The organism is Vicinamibacterales bacterium (assembly GCA_036504215.1).
In the GTDB taxonomy this organism is placed as follows: Bacteria; Acidobacteriota; Vicinamibacteria; order Vicinamibacterales; family Fen-181; genus FEN-299.
Genome location: DASXVO010000061.1, coordinates 21,998 through 38,545 on the forward strand (window position 1 = coordinate 21,998; position 16,548 = coordinate 38,545).

The 16,548-nt window shown below is 68.3% G+C and carries 10 protein-coding genes; all 10 read left to right on the forward strand.

Going from position 1 to position 16,548, the window contains the following annotated elements:
• Positions 1–119: 119 nt before the first annotated feature.
• The 10 genes from VGK32_18640 to VGK32_18685 all read left to right on the forward strand — a co-directional run bounded on the left by VGK32_18640 (position 120) and on the right by VGK32_18685 (position 16,540).
• Positions 120–3,272: a type 2 lanthipeptide synthetase LanM family protein gene (locus VGK32_18640; protein ID HEY3383784.1), complete on the forward strand. Its 3,153-nt coding sequence runs from the start codon at positions 120–122 to the stop codon at positions 3,270–3,272.
• Positions 3,269–4,210: a GNAT family N-acetyltransferase gene (locus VGK32_18645; GenBank protein HEY3383785.1), complete on the forward strand. Its 942-nt coding sequence runs from the start codon at positions 3,269–3,271 to the stop codon at positions 4,208–4,210. The genes VGK32_18640 and VGK32_18645 overlap by 4 nt, the downstream gene beginning before the upstream one ends.
• Positions 4,211–4,227: 17 nt before the next feature.
• Complete coding sequence (locus VGK32_18650) at positions 4,228–6,471, forward strand: hypothetical protein (protein ID HEY3383786.1); 2,244 nt, start codon at positions 4,228–4,230, stop codon at positions 6,469–6,471.
• 3 nt (positions 6,472–6,474) lie between these two features.
• The gene (locus tag VGK32_18655) at positions 6,475–6,792 is read left to right on the forward strand and encodes an acyl carrier protein (protein ID HEY3383787.1); all 318 of its coding nucleotides are present in this window, start codon (positions 6,475–6,477) and stop codon (positions 6,790–6,792) included.
• Positions 6,768–7,469 carry an SDR family oxidoreductase gene (locus tag VGK32_18660; GenBank protein ID HEY3383788.1) on the forward strand — a complete coding sequence of 234 codons (702 nt, stop codon included), beginning with the start codon at positions 6,768–6,770 and terminating at the stop codon, positions 7,467–7,469. Before VGK32_18655 ends, VGK32_18660 begins: the two co-directional genes overlap by 25 nt.
• Positions 7,466–8,836, forward strand: coding sequence for a fatty acid--CoA ligase family protein (locus VGK32_18665; protein ID HEY3383789.1), 1,371 nt, complete (start codon positions 7,466–7,468; stop codon positions 8,834–8,836). Before VGK32_18660 ends, VGK32_18665 begins: the two co-directional genes overlap by 4 nt.
• Positions 8,837–8,962: 126 nt before the next feature.
• The gene (locus VGK32_18670) at positions 8,963–10,999 is read left to right on the forward strand and encodes a TolC family protein (GenBank protein ID HEY3383790.1); all 2,037 of its coding nucleotides are present in this window, start codon (positions 8,963–8,965) and stop codon (positions 10,997–10,999) included.
• A 6-nt stretch (positions 11,000–11,005) separates the two neighbouring features.
• Complete coding sequence (locus VGK32_18675; protein HEY3383791.1) at positions 11,006–13,120, forward strand: TolC family protein; 2,115 nt, start codon at positions 11,006–11,008, stop codon at positions 13,118–13,120.
• Between the two features lie 104 nt (positions 13,121–13,224).
• Positions 13,225–14,310 (forward strand): HlyD family efflux transporter periplasmic adaptor subunit, encoded by a 1,086-nt coding sequence (locus tag VGK32_18680; GenBank protein ID HEY3383792.1) that lies wholly within the window; start codon positions 13,225–13,227, stop codon positions 14,308–14,310.
• 13 nt (positions 14,311–14,323) lie between these two features.
• Entirely contained in the window at positions 14,324–16,540 is a 2,217-nt protein-coding gene (locus VGK32_18685; protein HEY3383793.1) for an NHLP family bacteriocin export ABC transporter peptidase/permease/ATPase subunit, read from the forward strand.
• The last annotated feature ends 8 nt before the right edge of the window (positions 16,541–16,548 follow it).

Below are 16,548 nucleotides of genomic sequence, written 5' to 3' on the forward strand. Positions count from 1 at the left end.
CGGCTCGCGGACGCCACCGTGCGTCCGCGAGCGCCCATCCGTTCCCACCTCTCGGAGCCTCCCTCATGGGCCACACCGTGCGTTCGAATCCGCACGACGTCCCTGCCTCCGCGCACTGTATGTCCACGCTCATCGACATCGGCTGGCGCGCGGCCACACTCGACGAACGCCTGACTGCCACCGCAGGTTGTGGCGGCGCTCCAGAGGGCGACGAGGTGCGTGCACGCCGGGCGCGATGGGTGCGGCTGTTCAGCGGCGGCGACGAAATCGCGTGGACGCGGCGTCTCGCATGGGACGATCTGACTGTGGATCGCCTGACGCCGGCGCTCACAGACCCGGCGCCAGCCATGCTCACGGCGCCGTGGGTCGACTCACTTCCGCGTCTGACAGCCCTGGCGGCGGCGTGTGCGCGCGATTACGGCACTGATGGATGGGAAACCGAGGTGCGGTCGCTCGGCGGTACGGACGAGGTCCCATTCGCCGATGTATGGCTGCCGTGCGCTCGGCTCTTCCGTGAACGGCTCGCGGAGTGCACGCACTCAGGCTTCCTGATGCCTGCCGCGCGTCTGGCGCTCGAGCACCAGCTCCTGTCGGAGATTTCCCGCGCGGGCGAGCAGATCCTGCTCGAACGGTACCGTGCCGCCAGAGCGGCCACGGCGGCCCGGTCCCACTCTGGGCCGGAGGCGCCCTCGGACCTATCGCCCGGGCGGGTGCCGCGCGACGTGTACGATGGGTTCGTTCGCGCCTTGTTGGAGAGCGGCCTGACGGATCTTTGGGACGGGTTTCCGGCGCTTGCCCGCCACGTGGTCTGGCTCGTCCACAGCGCCGTCGTCGGGGCCGCGGAAATGCTCGAACGGCTCGCCACCGACGCGGCCGCGATTGCCGCCCACTTCGGTTTTGCGGCCGCCACCATCGCTCGCCTGAATCCCGCGCTGTCGGACCGCCACGACGAGGGCCGGCGCGTCGCCGTGCTGCACTTCCAGAACGGCCATCGCCTGGTGTACAAGCCGCGGGACATCGCGCTCGAGTTCGCCTTCAACGAGTGCCTGGCGTGGCTGCGCCGCGGTGGGCTCGCCGACGTGCCGCGGTCGCTGACGGTGCTCGTCCGTCACGGCTACGGATGGGTGGAGTACGCGGAGCAGGCAGCCCAGCCTGATGCCGACGCCGTGCGTGCGTACTATCGCCGTGCCGGCGGGCTGACGTGCGTGGCGCATCTGCTCCGGGCGCGCGACCTGCACGGGGAGAACATCATCGCCACCGCTCACGGGCCATCGCTCGTCGACGCGGAAGCGCTCGTGCAGCCGGTCGGCCTCTCGGAAGGCGGGGAGGACGGCGACGACAGCACGTCGAGTTGCCTCTCCACCGGGTTGATCTCGCTCCGACATCAGGATGCAACGGGCGAGTACTACGACATCGGTGGATTTCGGCCGGCGCAGGCGCGCACGGCCGAGATCGGCCGCCTGGCATGGAGCGGCCTTCGCTCGGACGCGGTCGAGGCGACAACGTGTCGTGAGACCGATCCGGTCCAGGCAAACGGAGTGACGTGCGGCGAAACCATCCAGGCGCCCGACGCGTTCGTGAACGACCTCGTCGAGGGTTACGAGGCGACGCACCGGTTCATCGACGCGAACCGGGACGAGCTGGCATCCGTGCTGATCGCGAGCCTGGCGGGCCACCCAACGCGTCTCCTGTTCCGGCCGAGCGACCGCTACGCGACGGTGCTCCGCGTGCTCGACGCGCCGGCCCACTGGCGGTCTGGCGTCGATCGCAGCATCGCGTTCGACGCGCTGAACCGGGTGTTCTGCCGGGAGCCGGCGCCGCCCCCGCTGTGGCCGCTCGTGGCCGAGGAGCGCCACGCGCTCGAGCGGGCCGACCTGCCCCGATTCAGCGTCTCGACGAGTGCCCGCGATCTCGTGGCTGCAGACGGCGGGCGGATCACCGGGCACTATCGCTCGAGCGGCGCCGAGGCCGTGGCTCGGCGCCTGGCGGAGATGAGCGAAGACGATCTCGATCGACAGAGCGCCTCGATACGCGGGGCTCTTCGGCAACGGCGACCGGTCGACCTGACGATCGCGCCTCGCCACCAGGACGCACTGGTTGCCGCAGCGGAGGCCATCGGTGAGGAGTTGCTGGCCGCTGGCGTCGAGCGGGGCGGTGGCCTCGAATGGCCGGTGTTCGGACGTCGGCTCGACCTCTACGGCGGCGCGGCAGGGCCCGCGCTGTTCCTCTCGGCGCTCGCGGGCGTTTGTGGCTCACGATGGCTGGAGCCGGCACTCGCGTCGCTATCGACGCTCCGTACGCATCTGGCGGATAATCCGTTGCGTGCCCGGGGCATCGACGGCGTGGGCGCGGGCAACGGCGTCGCATCCGTGGTCTATGCGCTGACGGTGTCGAGCGGGCTTCTAGGTGACCCGTCGTGGCTCGCGCCGGCGCGGACGCTGGCTGGCGAGTTGACCGACACCATGCTCGATGCGTCCGACGCCTTCGACCTGGTCGGTGGCCTCGCCGGTGCCCTGGTCGCGCTGCTCACGCTGCACGACGCGACGGGTGAATCCGAGTGGCTGGATCGGGCCGCGGGAGCGGGGCGGCTGCTGATCCGGCGGCAGCGGCGTGTGTCCGGCGACACGGCGGCGTGGGCCTCGCCCGACGGTCGGCTGCGCGCTGGATTCGCGCACGGGGCGGCCGGCGCTGCATACGCCCTGGCACGCCTGGCGACCGCAACCGGCTCCGCAGGTGCGGCCCGCGCCGCCGCGGACGCAGTATCCTGGGAGCGCGCGGTCTTCTCGCCGGCCGACGGCAACTGGCCGAGCGTGCGAAGCGACGGCGGGACGACGATGATGACCGCCTGGTGCCATGGGGCCGCGGGCATCGCGCTGGGGCGGGCGCTGATGCGGCCGATGGCCGCGTCTTGCGACGTCGATGCGCTCGATGCCGATATTCGGATGGCCGCCGAGACGACCGGACGCGCTGGCGCTTCACGGTTCGACCACCTGTGCTGCGGGACGCTGTCGCGCGCCGAGGCCTTGCTCGTGGCGGGCCGCAGCCTGCAGATCGGAGCGTGGATCGACTCGGCCAGGCGTCTCGCCGAACCGATTGCCGTCCGTGTTCAGCGTCACGGCGCCGCGGGCGCGCACGTGGCCGGGTTCGAACACGGCACGTTCCAACCGGGGTTCTTCCAGGGGCTGTCGGGCATCGGCTTCGAACTGCTTCGCGTGTCCGACGCTCCACTTCCCTCGGTGGCGGGCTTCGAAAGCGTAATGAGGAGGGCATGATGGAGCCGAACGTCAACATCCGGATCGTGCCGCTCGACGCGTCGCTGGCTGATGGCTGCGAGGCGATGACCTTCCCGCGGTTCCGTCACCTGCTGCTGATGTATCCCGCGCCCCGGTTTCCGAGTGAAGGAGACCGGCAGAACGTCCAATCGGTCGGCGTCGTGGCCATGCTCGGACGGCAGGCGGTTGGCCTGAGCCTGGCCGCCATTCCCGAGAACACGCCGGCGCAGGCGGAGATGCTGTCGCTCTTCGTGTATCCGGACCTGCGGGGACACGGCCTCGCGACCGAGTTACTCGCGGACACCGAGGCGGCGCTCGCCGCGAAAGGTGTCGACCGCGTGGACGGCACCTACATGACCGGGAAGGAATCGATCGTTGCGCTCGAGCGCGTCCTGGCCAAGCGCGGCTGGGATCCGCCCGTGTTGCGGACGGTGACGGTCCGCTTCACGCCGGAAGAGGCGCGGACCACGCCGTGGTACGGCCGCAATCTCGTTCCGCGCGGAGCTGAAATCGTGCCGTGGCGGACGGTCACCACCGAGGAGAAGAAGCGGCTGTTCGACGCCAACGCGAAGGACCCGTGGATCGCCGAGGGGCTCGAGCCGTGGGCCCACGAGAAGCTCGGATACGAACCCGAGTCGAGCCTCGCGATGCGGCTTCGTGGCGAACTGGTGGGCTGGGTGATCAACCACCGGGTGTCGGCCGACACGGTGCGGTTCACGCTCAGCTTCATGCGGCCCGACCTGGCCCGCCGGGCCGCGATCCTCGCCCTCTACACGGCGTCCATCGAAAAGGTGGACCAGGCGGGCTACAGCTACTGCATGTTCATCACGCCGGTGAAGTACGAGGCGATGGTGGACTTCATCATGAAGCGCTGCAAGCCGTGGATCGGGTACGTGGGCGAGACGCGGGGCGTGTCGAAGGCGCTCAAGAGGGTGTAGCGCAGCAGGAGGGGTGGGTGGCCGAGGCGTCGCGCGATCAGACGGTCGTTCGTTCGCAGTTCCTCGAGGTGTTGCCGCTCGACACCGGCAACTTTCTCTGCCTGCAGACGCTCGTCCAGGCCCGCCTCGTCGTGAAGCCGGAGGTGCTTGCCATCCTGGATGCGTTCGCCGCGCCGCGCCGGCTCGGCGACGTCATCGACGAGTTCGTCCGCGATCGTCGCGGGGCCTCCGACCGGCTCCACCACGTGGTCACCGCTTTCGTCCAGAACCGGATGTTGTTCGCCGGCACGCACGACGAGGAACGGACCCAGTACCTGGCGGTGCTCTCGCAGTGGTACGGACGCGATCCTGAGACCGCGCGTCAGGCGGCGCGACGATTCACCTCGCAGGCGGTGCCGCGGTTCGCCGCGCCCGTCGCGCGCGATCTCGACAGCTTCGTTCCCGCGGGACGCCGCCTCGACGTCGTGATGGTCGGCCTCTGCGACGTGCAGATCGAGATGGACGTCCTGCGTGAGACGGCCCGCGAATTCGGGATCGATCTGCATCCGGTCGCGACGTTCGAGACGACGCTCGACGTGCTGCGCGACGGCGGGCACCACGCGGTGATCGTGGGTTCGCTCGGCGCTCGCCACGGGCATTGGCATCGTGCGGATGGCGGTGGCGACTTCTCGCCGTCCCGGTACGCCAGCGCGATGCGGGACCTCCTGGTCCGCATCCGCGCGCTGACCGGCGTGCCGGTCCTGGTGCACAACCTCCCAGTGCCCACCTGCTCGCCGCTCGGCCTCGCCGAGCGCGGGGCCGACTCGGCGATCGAACGGTGCCGGCGCATCAATCGCGACCTCGTGGAAATCGCGGCGGAGTACCCGGACATCTACGTGCTCGACGTCGACGCCGCGCTGGCGTTCGAGGGCAAGCGGAGACTCCTCGACGACCGCGTCATGACCACCACGCACCTCGGTGGCCTCGGGTGGTGGACCATGATGGCGCGGCTCGAGGTCGCGAGCGTGCACGGAATCCGTCCGCCGGTCGAACGCCTGTCCGAACTTGGCGTGACCGATCCGTTCGAGTTCGATCGCGTGGTGGCAGCCGAGGAGTTGGCCATGTTGGCCGCCATCTTCGGCGTCGGCCGTCGCGATACGGTGGTGGTGGCACTCGACGGCACGCTGTGGCCCGGGGATCTGACGACCACGGGTTCGCCGTTCCCGGCGGGCGTGGACTTCGGCACCTGGTCGTTTCACGGCTTCTACCTGGGTGTGGCCGAGGCGCTGCGCGGACTCATCGGTCGCGGCCTGCGCCTGGGCGCGGTCACCCGCGGCGACGAGACGACCGTGCGCGCCCGATGGCGTTACCCGGGGCGAGCCCCCATCGATCGCCTCCTGATGGCCGACGATTTCGCCGCACTCCGGTTCGGCGTCTCCGATCCCCCGACGGCCGTGCGCGAGATTGCCGACGAACTCGAAACGACCGCGGCGCAACTGGTGTTCATCGCGTCGGACGCCGTTGACCGCGCGGCCGTTCGAGTGGCGCTTCCGGAGACGATGGTCCTCGGCGACAACCCGTTCGCCGTGCGCGGCGCCCTGCTGACGCACCCGGCGCTCCAGGTCGTGGCGGCGCGGCAGGAAGGTGTCGAACACCCGGCGATGATGGTGGCGCTCGCGCGCCGCGAGAAGGCGCGGAAAGGGGCCGGAGACGAGCGCGACTTCGTCGCGTCGCTCGAGATCCGCTGCGAGGTCGGTCACGGCGTCGAACCGGACGACCTCGATCGCGTCCATGATCTCGTCGTCCGAACGCGGCAGTTCACGACGACCGGACGTCAGTTCACGCGAGAAGCGCTCGCGGCCATGGACGGCGCCGCGGGCGGACGCGTGTTCACGTTGCGCGTCGAGGACCGCTTCGCCGACTACGGGCTCGTCGGCGTCGCGGTCGTCATCGGCTCGGTGCTCGAATTGCTCCTGCTCAGCTGCCGCGTCGTGGGCCTCGGCGTGGATCGGGCCTTCCTTCGCGTCATCCTCCAAGAGGTGTCGGAGGAACACGCAACCATACGCGCCCGGCTGCTGATGCTCGCCGAGAATGCGCCGGCGCGAGGGTTGTTCAGGAACAATGGCTTTCGTCAGGTGGACGACGGCACGTGGGAGATCGCACGCGACGGCATCCCGGCGCCCGGAGCACCGCCATCGCCGGAGGCCATCCGGGTGACGGTGCGCGGGGCCGTGTCGCCCCGGGATCTGGCACCTGGCGCGTCGCACGTGGTGGGAGACTGATCCATGCTCCGCTCGGACATCGAAGCGATCGTCCTCGAGACGATCCGCACGACGAACCTCGCGCGGGACCCCGGCCAGCAACTCGAGGTGTCGCCGGCTGCCCGGATCTTCGGCCGCGGATCGGCGCTCGATTCGATGGGGCTCGTGACGCTCCTGCTGGACGTCGAGGAGGCCCTGGGCACGGCGGGTCAGGACATCACGCTCACGGACGACCGGGCGATGTCGCAGTCGCGCAGTCCCTTCCGGAGCGTTCCCGCGCTCGTGGAATACATCGCCGTTCTGCTGGGAGAAGCTCCATGTCCACCGGCCGCCGCATCCTGATTACCGGCGCCAGCCGAGGCCTTGGCCTCGCCATGGTTCGCCACCATCTGGACCGCGGGGACATCGTCCTCGGCTGCGCGAGGAGCGGCACCGAGGTGACGCACCCGGGCTACAGCCACCTGCAGCACGACGTCTGCAAGGAATCCGAGGTCGACGCCCTCTTCAAGGAGGTACGGGCACGGGGCGGCCTGGACGTCCTCATCAACAACGCCGGCGTGGCCGGCATGAACGCGGTGGCGCTGACGACGGCCGACGCGGCCCGGCGGATCATCGACGTGAACGTGCTGGGGACGTTCCTGTGTTCGCGCGCGGCAATCCGGCTGTTGCGCGCGTCGCCGGCCGGGCGGATTGTGAACGTCACGTCGGTCGCCGTGCCGCTCCGGCTCGAGGGCGAGGCGATGTACGCCGCTGCCAAGAGCGCCGTCGAGACTTTCACGCGGATCATCGCCCGCGAGGTGGCGCCGCTCGGGATCACGTGCAACGCCGTCGGACCCTCGCCGGTCCGCACGCGGCTGACGGAAAGCGTGCCGAAGGAGAAGATCGAGGAACTGCTCGGGCGTCAGGCCATCCCGCGCTGGGGTGAACCGGCCGACGTCATCAACGTCGTGGACTTCTTCCTCAGACCGGAGAGCGCCCTCGTCACCGGGCAGGTCGTCTACCTCGGAGGCGTCGGATGACGTGCGTGGACTTCCTGCTCGCGCGGATGGCGGAGCACGCTGATGCGCTGGCGGTTGCCGCCGGCGACACCACGTGCACGTATCGCGAGATCCTCGAAGAGACGGCGACCTGGCGTGAGCGCGTGGAGAAGGCCGGCGTGCCGCGCGGGGCCGTGGTCAGCGTCGAAGGAGATTACGGCGTCGGACCGATTGCGGCGTTCCTTGCACTGGCCGAGCGCGGCGCGGTGATCGTGCCGCTCTCCCCGGACTCGGCCCAGCACCTGGACGAGTTCCTGCAACTGGGTCAGGTCGAGTTCCGCCTTCGCGCGGCAGACAGCGCCGAGGCGCAGCCAACCGGCCGCCGTGCGGGCCACGCCTGCTACGACACGCTCTGTCAGCGCCGGGTGCCGGGGCTCGTGCTGTTCACGTCGGGCTCCACGGGCCGTCACAAGGCGGCCGTGCACGACCTCGCTCGCCTGTTGAGAAAGTTCGAGACACGGCGCCACCGGCGCCGCACGCTGGTGTTTCTCCAGTTGGATCACATCGGCGGTGTGAACACCCTCCTCTACACGCTCTCGAACGGCGGCGCCGTGGTCGCTCCACCGGATCGGTCCCCGGCGTCGGTCGCGGCCTGCATCGAGCGGTACGCGGTCGAATTACTGCCCACGTCGCCGACCTTCCTCAATCTGCTCCTGCTGTCTGGCGAGCACGAACGTCGAGACCTGTCGTCGCTCACCCTGATTACCTACGGCACGGAGGCAATGCCGGAGAGCACCCTGCGAAAGGTGGCGACCGCGTTCCCCCGGGCGAAGCTGCAGCAGACCTACGGCCTCACCGAGGTCGGCATCCTGCGGTCGCAGTCGCGCGGTTCCGATTCGCTCTGGGTTCGCGTGGGCGGGGAGGGCTACGAGACCAAGGTGGTCGACGGACGGCTCTGGGTCCGGGCCGAGTCGGCCATGCTCGGCTACCTGAATGCACCGAGCCCGTTCGACGCCGATGGCTTTCTCGATACCGGCGACCGGGTGGAGGTGGACGGCGAGTGGCTGCGGATCCTGGGCCGCGAGAGCGAGATCATCAATGTTGGCGGGAACAAGGTGTATCCGGCCGAGGTCGAGGACGCGCTGCTCGATCTGCCCGGCGTGAGGGACGCGGTTGTGCACGCCGAGCCGAATCCCATCACCGGGCAGATCGTCGCGGCGACGGTCGTGCTCGACGACCGAAGCGAGCCGGTCTCCGCGTTCAAGCTGCGGATGCGTCAGGGGCTCAAGCCGCGCCTGCCGGCGTGGAAGATTCCAGCCAAGGTGATCCTCGCGGACGGCCCGCTTCACTCGTCGCGCTTCAAACGGATGCGGGGCGCGGCGTCGCGCGAGCAGGAAAGGACGCGTTGACAAGGAAAGGACGCGTCCTTGACACCTCGGGACCCACGTTGTAACCTGCCCCGGGTCCGGCACAGCTTTGGGCTCAATCTGCACAAGTCAGTGTCAACGTCAGTGTCCGACACACGGAGGACGCTCATGGTCTCCAAGCTCGCGCGGCTGGCGCTACCGACGGTGGTGGCGCTTGTTCTGCCGTGGTTGGCGTCGGCGCAGCCTGCCAAGCCGCAGGCGCAGCCATCCAAACCCGCCGTTGCCGCCCAGGCGCTTCAGGCGCCGGCCGCGGAGGGTGCCTACCGGCCTCCGGTCGTCCAGTTCGATCCCAAGGGCCTCTCACTGCTCGACGCGGTCCGCCTCACGCTGGTGAACGATCCGAACGTGAAGCTGCGTGACACGGATGTCGAGCGGCAGTTGGGGGTCTTCCGGGAGCAGCGTGGGTTCTTCGACCTGACGCTGAAAGGCAAGGGAGACTTCCAGTACGTGCGGAGCGAGCTGCGCGATACGGACAAGCGCAACGAGCAGTTCAAGCGTGACCAACTCGACGACGGGATTGCCCAGGGTCAGAAGCTGCTGGCGAGCCTCAACCCCGCCGTCACCAACCTGAACAACCCGAAGCTGGTGACCGATCCGAAATCGGTTGACCTGCAGGCGAACGTGTCCGACACGGACGTGAAGACGGAGCTGTCGATGATCCAGTCACAGCTCTTTCTGATCAAGGACATGCTCGACAAGACGACGGATCCGACCACCAGGAAGGATCTGACCGACCTGCGCGACAAGACCATCAGCAACGGCCTGCAGCGGTTCAACGCGGCGCGGGACGCGACCAACAAGGCGGTCGCGGACACGATCGTCCTGCGCAGGAATCTGGGCGCCACGCCGCAGGATCGCTTCGACCGCAGCTCGAACGTCCGGTTGGACTTCACCAGGCCGACGCGCTCGGGCCTCGTGCTCAATCCGTTCGTGACGCTCAACTACACGGCGGCGAACTACGTCGGGAAGGACAGCTGGGACCCGAACTTCGGCGGCCTCGGCGTCAAGGACTTCTACAAGGGTGAGATCGGCTTCGACCTCACGGTGCCCCTGCTCCGCGGCCTGGGCAAGGACGACTCGGGAGCCACCGAGATGGCCGCGGCGCGCGACCTCGAGTCGGTGCGCTGGACGCTGGTCAACGAGAAGGCGCGGAGCGTGCTGAATACGGCGCTGGCGTACTGGGAAGCGCGGGCGGCCACCGAACTGGTGGACGTCGCGAAGCGGTCGGTGGACATGCAGTCCCAGATGGCGGACCTGGTGAAGAGGCTGGTGGCGGCGCAGGAGAAGGCGCGCACCGACGAGACCCGGGTCACGGCCAGTCTGGCCGATTCGCAGGCGCGGCTCGAGTCCGCCAACCGGCGCCTGGCCGAGGCGCGCGTGAACCTCGCGCGGGTGATCGGCGTGGCGGTGGGTGATGCCGGCTCGATCCCCCTCGCGGGCGATCCGTTCCCACGCCCTGGCGCGTTCACGGTGGACGCGGCGAGCCTCGCCGAGTTGACGAAGGCGGCGATCGCCGGGCGGCCCGACCAGATGGCGTTTGTCAAGACCGAGGAAGGAAGCAGGATCCTGTCGCGCGGCGCCAAGCTCGAGACGCGCCGGCAGCTGAACCTGAACCTGTCGGGATGGGGGAATTCGACGAGCGAGGATTCGCCAAAGTTCGGGCGCTGGGTGTTCCGGAGCGGCAGCGTGGGGCTCGACTTCGAGGTGCCGTTTGCGAACAACACGGCGCTGGGGCGTTACGACCAGGCGATGGCGGCCCTCCACCAGGACTCGATCAATACCGCCGATTCCTCGCGCACCATTGCCCTCAGCGTCTACCGCGTGGCCGAATCGCTGCGGCTGGCCGCCGAGCGGGTGAAGTGGGCGGAAGAGGCGGCGCTCGCCTACGAGAAGACCATCCAGGACGAGCAGGCGCGGATGAAGATGGGCGACTCGACGCTCATCGATACGATTCTCACCGAGCAGCAGACGACGGCGGCGCGGACCGCCTTCGTGCAGGCGCTGCAGGATTACGCGAGCCTGCTGGCCCGGCTGCGCTACGAATCGGGCACGCTGATTCGCGACGTCAACGGCCAGACCTCCGTCGCGCTCGAAAACCTCCTGACGGTGCCGTTGTCGCTGCAGAAGACGTCTCCAGCGAGGTAACGAACCATGTCACACATCCTTCTCCTTCTCCGACGAACGGGATGGGGTGTCGCATGGTTTGCGGTTGCGTGGCTGTCGGCCACCGCCGCGCCTGCGCAGACCCCGAAGGTCGTGAACCTCGATGAGGTGGTGAAGGCGACGCTCGACCGGTCTCCCGACGTGCTGGTCGCACGTGAGGATATCGCCGGGCGGACGGGCCGGCTGCGCGAGACGAAAGGGGCGTTCGACTCCACCCTGCACCTCGGCGCGACCTACCAGCACACCGACACCTACATTTCCGGCACCTGGTGGAACGAGGAGTACAAACGGCGGACGCAGTTCGAGCAGGCGCACGCGGCGTTGACGCTGATCCGCCAGCAACTGGCCGACGCCATTGCACGAGGATCGGCAGTCAAGCCGGTCTGCCCTCCCGGGTCGACCTTCGTGCCGCTCGACGCCACGGTGCCCGGTCAGCTCCCGCGGCCGGTCTGCACACCGGTGACGTCGGATCCGTTCGCGGCCGACCTGTCGACACTCGATCCTGCGAACTTCGACATCACCAGGTTCTACATGCCGGCGTCGCCCACGCGCGACCCGATGTCGGCCCTCGAGTTCACCAGGAAGTACGCGCAGATCAACGGCCTCCCGATCAACACGTTCGTCGAAGACTCGAAGCAGCGCGGCTATGACGAACTGCTGAAGAGCTACTCGCTCGTGAGCGAATACGAACTGCGCACGCAGATGGGCCTGGATCGGCTCGGGCCGTTCCCGTCGTTCGAAGTCCGCAACACGGTCCGGCTCAACGGCGACTTCACCAAGCCGCTTCGGAGCGGCGGGTACGTGCAGGTCTCGGCGTACGTGGACGGCGTCGAGAACAGCTTCCGGGGGAAGCCGCTCGATCCGAAGTTCGGCGGCAAGGAGCTCCAGAATCGCTTCCGGGGTCACGTCGAAGGGGTGTGGTCCCAGCCGCTGCTCCGCGGCCGCGGAGCCACCAGCGTCATCGCACCCGAGCGGTCCGCCGCGGCGAACCTGCAGGCCGGGCGGTTCAGCTACCTGCACACGGTGTCCAAGAGCGTGCTGGACTCGACGATCGCGTACCTGGACCTGCTGGCGGCCGAGCAGTCGCTCGCGCTCCTGCAGGACTCGCTCACGGCGCAGCGGCGGATGCTCGACGCCAACACGCGGCTGGCGGCGGCGGGTGAGGTCGCGCGCAGCGACGTCAACCGTATGCAGGCGCGCGTGGCGGACGTCGAGGTGAGCGTCGCGCAGGCGCGCCAGGATCTGATCAGCAAGCAAACGGCGGTGGCGGTCAAGGCCGGCATGCGCGCGGAGGACATCGCCGCGCAGATCAAGGCGGGCGAGAAGTACCCGGACGAGCCGCTGCCGGTCGATGTGGACGCGGTCGTCCGGGCAGGAATCGTCAGCCGGAACGACATCCGTGCGGCCGATGCCTCGCGCCGGAGCGCGCGGGTGCTGCTCGACGCCGCCGTATTCGACGCGAAGCCGCGCCTCGACATGCAGGTGCGGGCGGGGATCACCAACGTCTACTACAGCCCGTACTTCCGCGTGTTGATTGACGAGTTCAACCGCTGCACGTCGGACTGGTCGGTCACGCGCGGGGTCTCGTGCTACGAGCCGAGGGATACGCCGGTCAACTACTTCAACGTCGTCGGCGTGGGGCGGGCCTACGGCACGCACTGGTCGCCGACGGCCGCGATCCAGTTCAAGTTCGAACTGCCGTTCGGCAACAACACGTTGATGGGCCGCGTGGAGAAGTCGCGGGCCGCCGTTCACCGCGCCGACATCCAGGTGATGGACCTCGGCCGCGTCGCGACCGAGAACATCGCCCAGAATGCTGCGTCGCTCCAGAAGGCCAGGGACGAGTGGGTGCGGCGCCGTGAGGCGGTGGAACGGTACACGACATCGTGGACCGACACCGACAAACGGCGGGCGGCGGGCGACATGACCCTGATCGACACCCTGCTCACCGAGCAGGATCTCACCAACGCTCGCCTGTCACTCGTGCAGGCGCAACACGACTACGCTGCCGCCCTGGCGCGCCTGCGCTACGAAACCGGCACGCTCGTCGTGGTGCGCAACGACCGGCCGGAACCTGATTTGAGCGGACTGGTCATCAAGTAGCCGCCAACCGGCCGAGCGGTCGAGAACGGGTCGGCCGGGCGCCCTCGGGCGCCCGACCGGTCACCCGGATATCCAGGGAAGGGGAGGAAGCCGTGCAAGGAGGCATGTTCCGCAAGGCTGCCATCGACAAGGTGTCTTCACCGGAACAGCTCGATCTGCTGATGCAGGTTACGTCTCCGATCGGCTGGCTCGCGCTCCTGACCGTCGGTGTGGTCCTGATCATCGCCGGCTTCTGGAGCGTGCTCGGGTCGATTCCGGAACTCGTGGACGGCAACGGCACGCTGTTCCGCGGCGAGCGCCTCATCGAGGTCAAGGCGCCGGCGTCCGGCCGGTTGCTGCAGTTCAACGTCAATTCCGGAATGAAGCTCCAGGCCGGGCAGGTCATCGCAAAGGTGAAGCGAGACCAGGACAGCATCGAGCAGAAATCGGCCGACCAGCTCACGATCGCCAAGAACGAGGCGATGGTCGAGTCCAAGCGCGGCGAGATCGGCAACCTGCACCAGCAGCGCAACATGCAGGCGAGTCTGGTGGCCCAGGGCCTCAAGGCGGCCAACTCGCTGCTCGACTGGGACCGCCGCATCATCCAGGCCGAGGGCGAGCTGAACTCCATCGAGAAGGAAACGCGCGTCCTCCAGGCGCGCATGTCCTCGACGACCGACATCACGACCCCCGAAGGCGGGCGCGTCGTCGAGGTCATCAAGACGACCGGGGACTCCATCCGCGAAGGCGAACCGATGCTGCGGCTCGAGCCCGACACGACGGGGTCGCGCCGGCAGTTCTGCGGGGGCAACACCCACGTGATCCTCTTCGTGCCGGCGCAACTGGCCGGGAAGGTGCGTCCCGGCCAGGATGCCCACGTGTCGCCGCTCGACGTGAAGAAGGAGGAGTACGGCTACATCGTCGGGAAGGTGGAGTGGATCTCGTCGTACGCCGCGTCGCCCGAGGACATGCGCGAGAAGCTGAAGAACGACCAGTTGGTGAAGTCGTTCAGCGGCTCCGGTCCGGTGTTCGAGGCACGCGTGTGCCTCGAGGCGGATCCGAAGAACAAGGCAAACGGCTTCCGGTGGTCGTCCTCGGGGCCGGACAAGCCCATCGATACCGGCGGCGCGTGCACGGCGTCGCTGGTGGTGGACTCCAAGCAGCCCTACACCTACATCATCCCGATGGTCCGCCGCACGGTCGGCCTCTAGGCGAAGGAGCAGCATGAGCGGCGAGCCCGAGACACCGGCTGCCCCCGAGACGCCTGCGATTCCGAAACCGCCGAACCGGCGGGTGAAGGCGCCGACCCTCCTCCAGATGGAGGCGGTCGAGTGCGGCGCGGCGGCGCTCGGCATCGTGCTCGGCTACTTCGGGAAGACCGTGCCGCTCGAGGAACTGCGCGTCGAGTGCGGCGTGTCGCGCGACGGCAGCAAGGCGAACAACGTCCTCAAGGCGGCGCGCAAGTACGGCCTCACCGCGAAGGGTTTCAAGTACGACGAGCTGGCGAAGCTCTACGATCTGCCGCTCCCCATCATCCTGTTCTGGAACATGAACCACTTCCTCGTCCTGGAAGGGTTCAGGGGCGGAAAGGCGTACCTCAACGACCCGGCCCAGGGGCCGCGCAAGATCACGATGGAGGAGCTGAACTCCTCCTATTCGGGCGTCGTCCTCACGTTCGAACCGGGGCCCGAGTTCTCCAAGGGCGGCGACAAGCCGAGCATGCGCCGCGCGCTCACGCGGCGGTTGTCCGACTCGAAGCTGGCGCTGCTCTACGTGATGCTCTGCGGCCTGTTTCTCGTGGCGCCCGGCCTCGTGGCGCCGACCTTCACGCGGATCTTCATCGACGACTACCTGATTGGGAACCGTGAATACGTCGTGAAGCCGCTTCTGTGGAGCATGGGCATCACGACGGTCTTCATGATGCTCCTGACCTGGCTGCAGAAGTACTACCTGCTGCGCCTCGAGACCAAGCTCTCGCTGCTGCACTCCAGCCGGTTCTTCGCGCACCTGCAACGCCTGCCGATTCCGTACTTCGTCCAGCGGTACGCCGGGGAAATCGGATCGCGCGTGGCGATCAACGACCGGGTCGCGAACGTGATCGGCACGAAGCTCACGAGCACGACGATCGACCTGTGCGTCGTGTTCTTCTACCTGGCGTTGATGCTCTGGTACGACGTGCCGCTGACGCTGGTCGTCGTGGCGGTCACCGCGCTGAACGTCCTCTCGATCAAGCTCGTCGCGCGGATCCGCACAGACGTCAGCCGCCGGCTGCTGCTCGACAAGGGCAAGCTGCAGGGCACGGCGATGGGCGGCCTGCAGATGATCGAGACGCTGAAGGCGACCGGTGGCGAGGCCGAGTTCTTCGCGCGGTGGGCGGGCTATCAGGCGAAGTCGCTCCTTGGCGACCAGACGCTGTCGCTGCTGTCCGAAACGACCTCCGCCGTCCCGGTGGCGGTCACCAGCCTCGCGACGATGACCGTCTACGTGATGGGCGGCTACCGCGTGATGAGCGGCGTGATGACCGTCGGCATGCTGGTCGCCTACCAGACGCTCGTCGGCAGCTTCACGCGCCCGCTCAGCAACCTCGTCAACTTCAGCGGCATGCTGCAGGAGCTCGAAGGCGACATGAATCGCCTGGACGACGTGCTGCGGTACCCGCGCGATCCGCAGTACACCCGCCAGATTCCCGAGCGAACGGCCCAGGACGATTCCGCCGTCAAGCTGAGCGGCCGTGTCGAGCTGCGCGATATCGCGTTCGGCTACAGCCCGCTCGACCCGCCGCTCATCGAGGACTTCAACCTGACCATCGAGCCCGGACAGCGCGTCGCGCTCGTCGGGGGCAGCGGCAGCGGGAAGTCCACGGTCGCCAAGCTCGTCTCGGGCCTGTACGAGCCTTGGAAGGGGCAGGTGCTCTTCGACGGCGTGCCACGCACGGAGCTGCCGCGCGCGCTCATCACCAACTCGGTGGGCGTCGTCGATCAGGAGGTGTTCCTGTTCGGCGGCACGATCACCGAGAACGTGTCGATGTGGGACAACACGCTGTCGGCGAGCCGCATCGCCCAGGCGTGCCGCGATGCCGCGCTCGAGGACGTCATCGAGGGGCGCGAAGGGCGGTACGAATCGATCATCGACGAGGGAGGCAAGAACCTGAGCGGCGGCCAGCGTCAACGCCTGGAGATTGCCCGTGCGCTGGCCGGCGAGCCGTCCATCGTCATCCTGGACGAGGCCACGAGTGCGCTCGACCCGACCACCGAGACGCTGATCGACGAGAGTCTGCGCCGGCGCGGCTGCACCTGCATCATCATCGCGCACCGGCTCAGCACGATTCGCGACGCCGACAAGATCCTCGTCATGCAGCGTGGCAAGGTCGTGCAACAAGGGACGCACGACGAGATGAAGGTCATCGACGGCCCGTACAAGTCTCTGATCAGCGTCGGGTAGCCCTCGGC

What these genes read in the sequence shown, in the direction of transcription:
- VGK32_18640 (HEY3383784.1), top strand. Translation starts at nt 120, where the DNA reads ATGTCCACGCTCATCGACATCGGCTGGCGCGCGGCCACACTCGACGAA.
- VGK32_18645 (HEY3383785.1), top strand. Translation starts at nt 3,269, where the DNA reads ATGATGGAGCCGAACGTCAACATCCGGATCGTGCCGCTCGACGCGTCG.
- VGK32_18655 (HEY3383787.1), top strand. Translation starts at nt 6,475, where the DNA reads ATGCTCCGCTCGGACATCGAAGCGATCGTCCTCGAGACGATCCGCACG.
- VGK32_18660 (HEY3383788.1), top strand. Translation starts at nt 6,768, where the DNA reads ATGTCCACCGGCCGCCGCATCCTGATTACCGGCGCCAGCCGAGGCCTT.
- VGK32_18665 (HEY3383789.1), top strand. Translation starts at nt 7,466, where the DNA reads ATGACGTGCGTGGACTTCCTGCTCGCGCGGATGGCGGAGCACGCTGAT.
- VGK32_18670 (HEY3383790.1), top strand. Translation starts at nt 8,963, where the DNA reads ATGGTCTCCAAGCTCGCGCGGCTGGCGCTACCGACGGTGGTGGCGCTT.
- VGK32_18675 (HEY3383791.1), top strand. Translation starts at nt 11,006, where the DNA reads ATGTCACACATCCTTCTCCTTCTCCGACGAACGGGATGGGGTGTCGCA.
- VGK32_18680 (HEY3383792.1), top strand. Translation starts at nt 13,225, where the DNA reads ATGTTCCGCAAGGCTGCCATCGACAAGGTGTCTTCACCGGAACAGCTC.
- VGK32_18685 (HEY3383793.1), top strand. Translation starts at nt 14,324, where the DNA reads ATGAGCGGCGAGCCCGAGACACCGGCTGCCCCCGAGACGCCTGCGATT.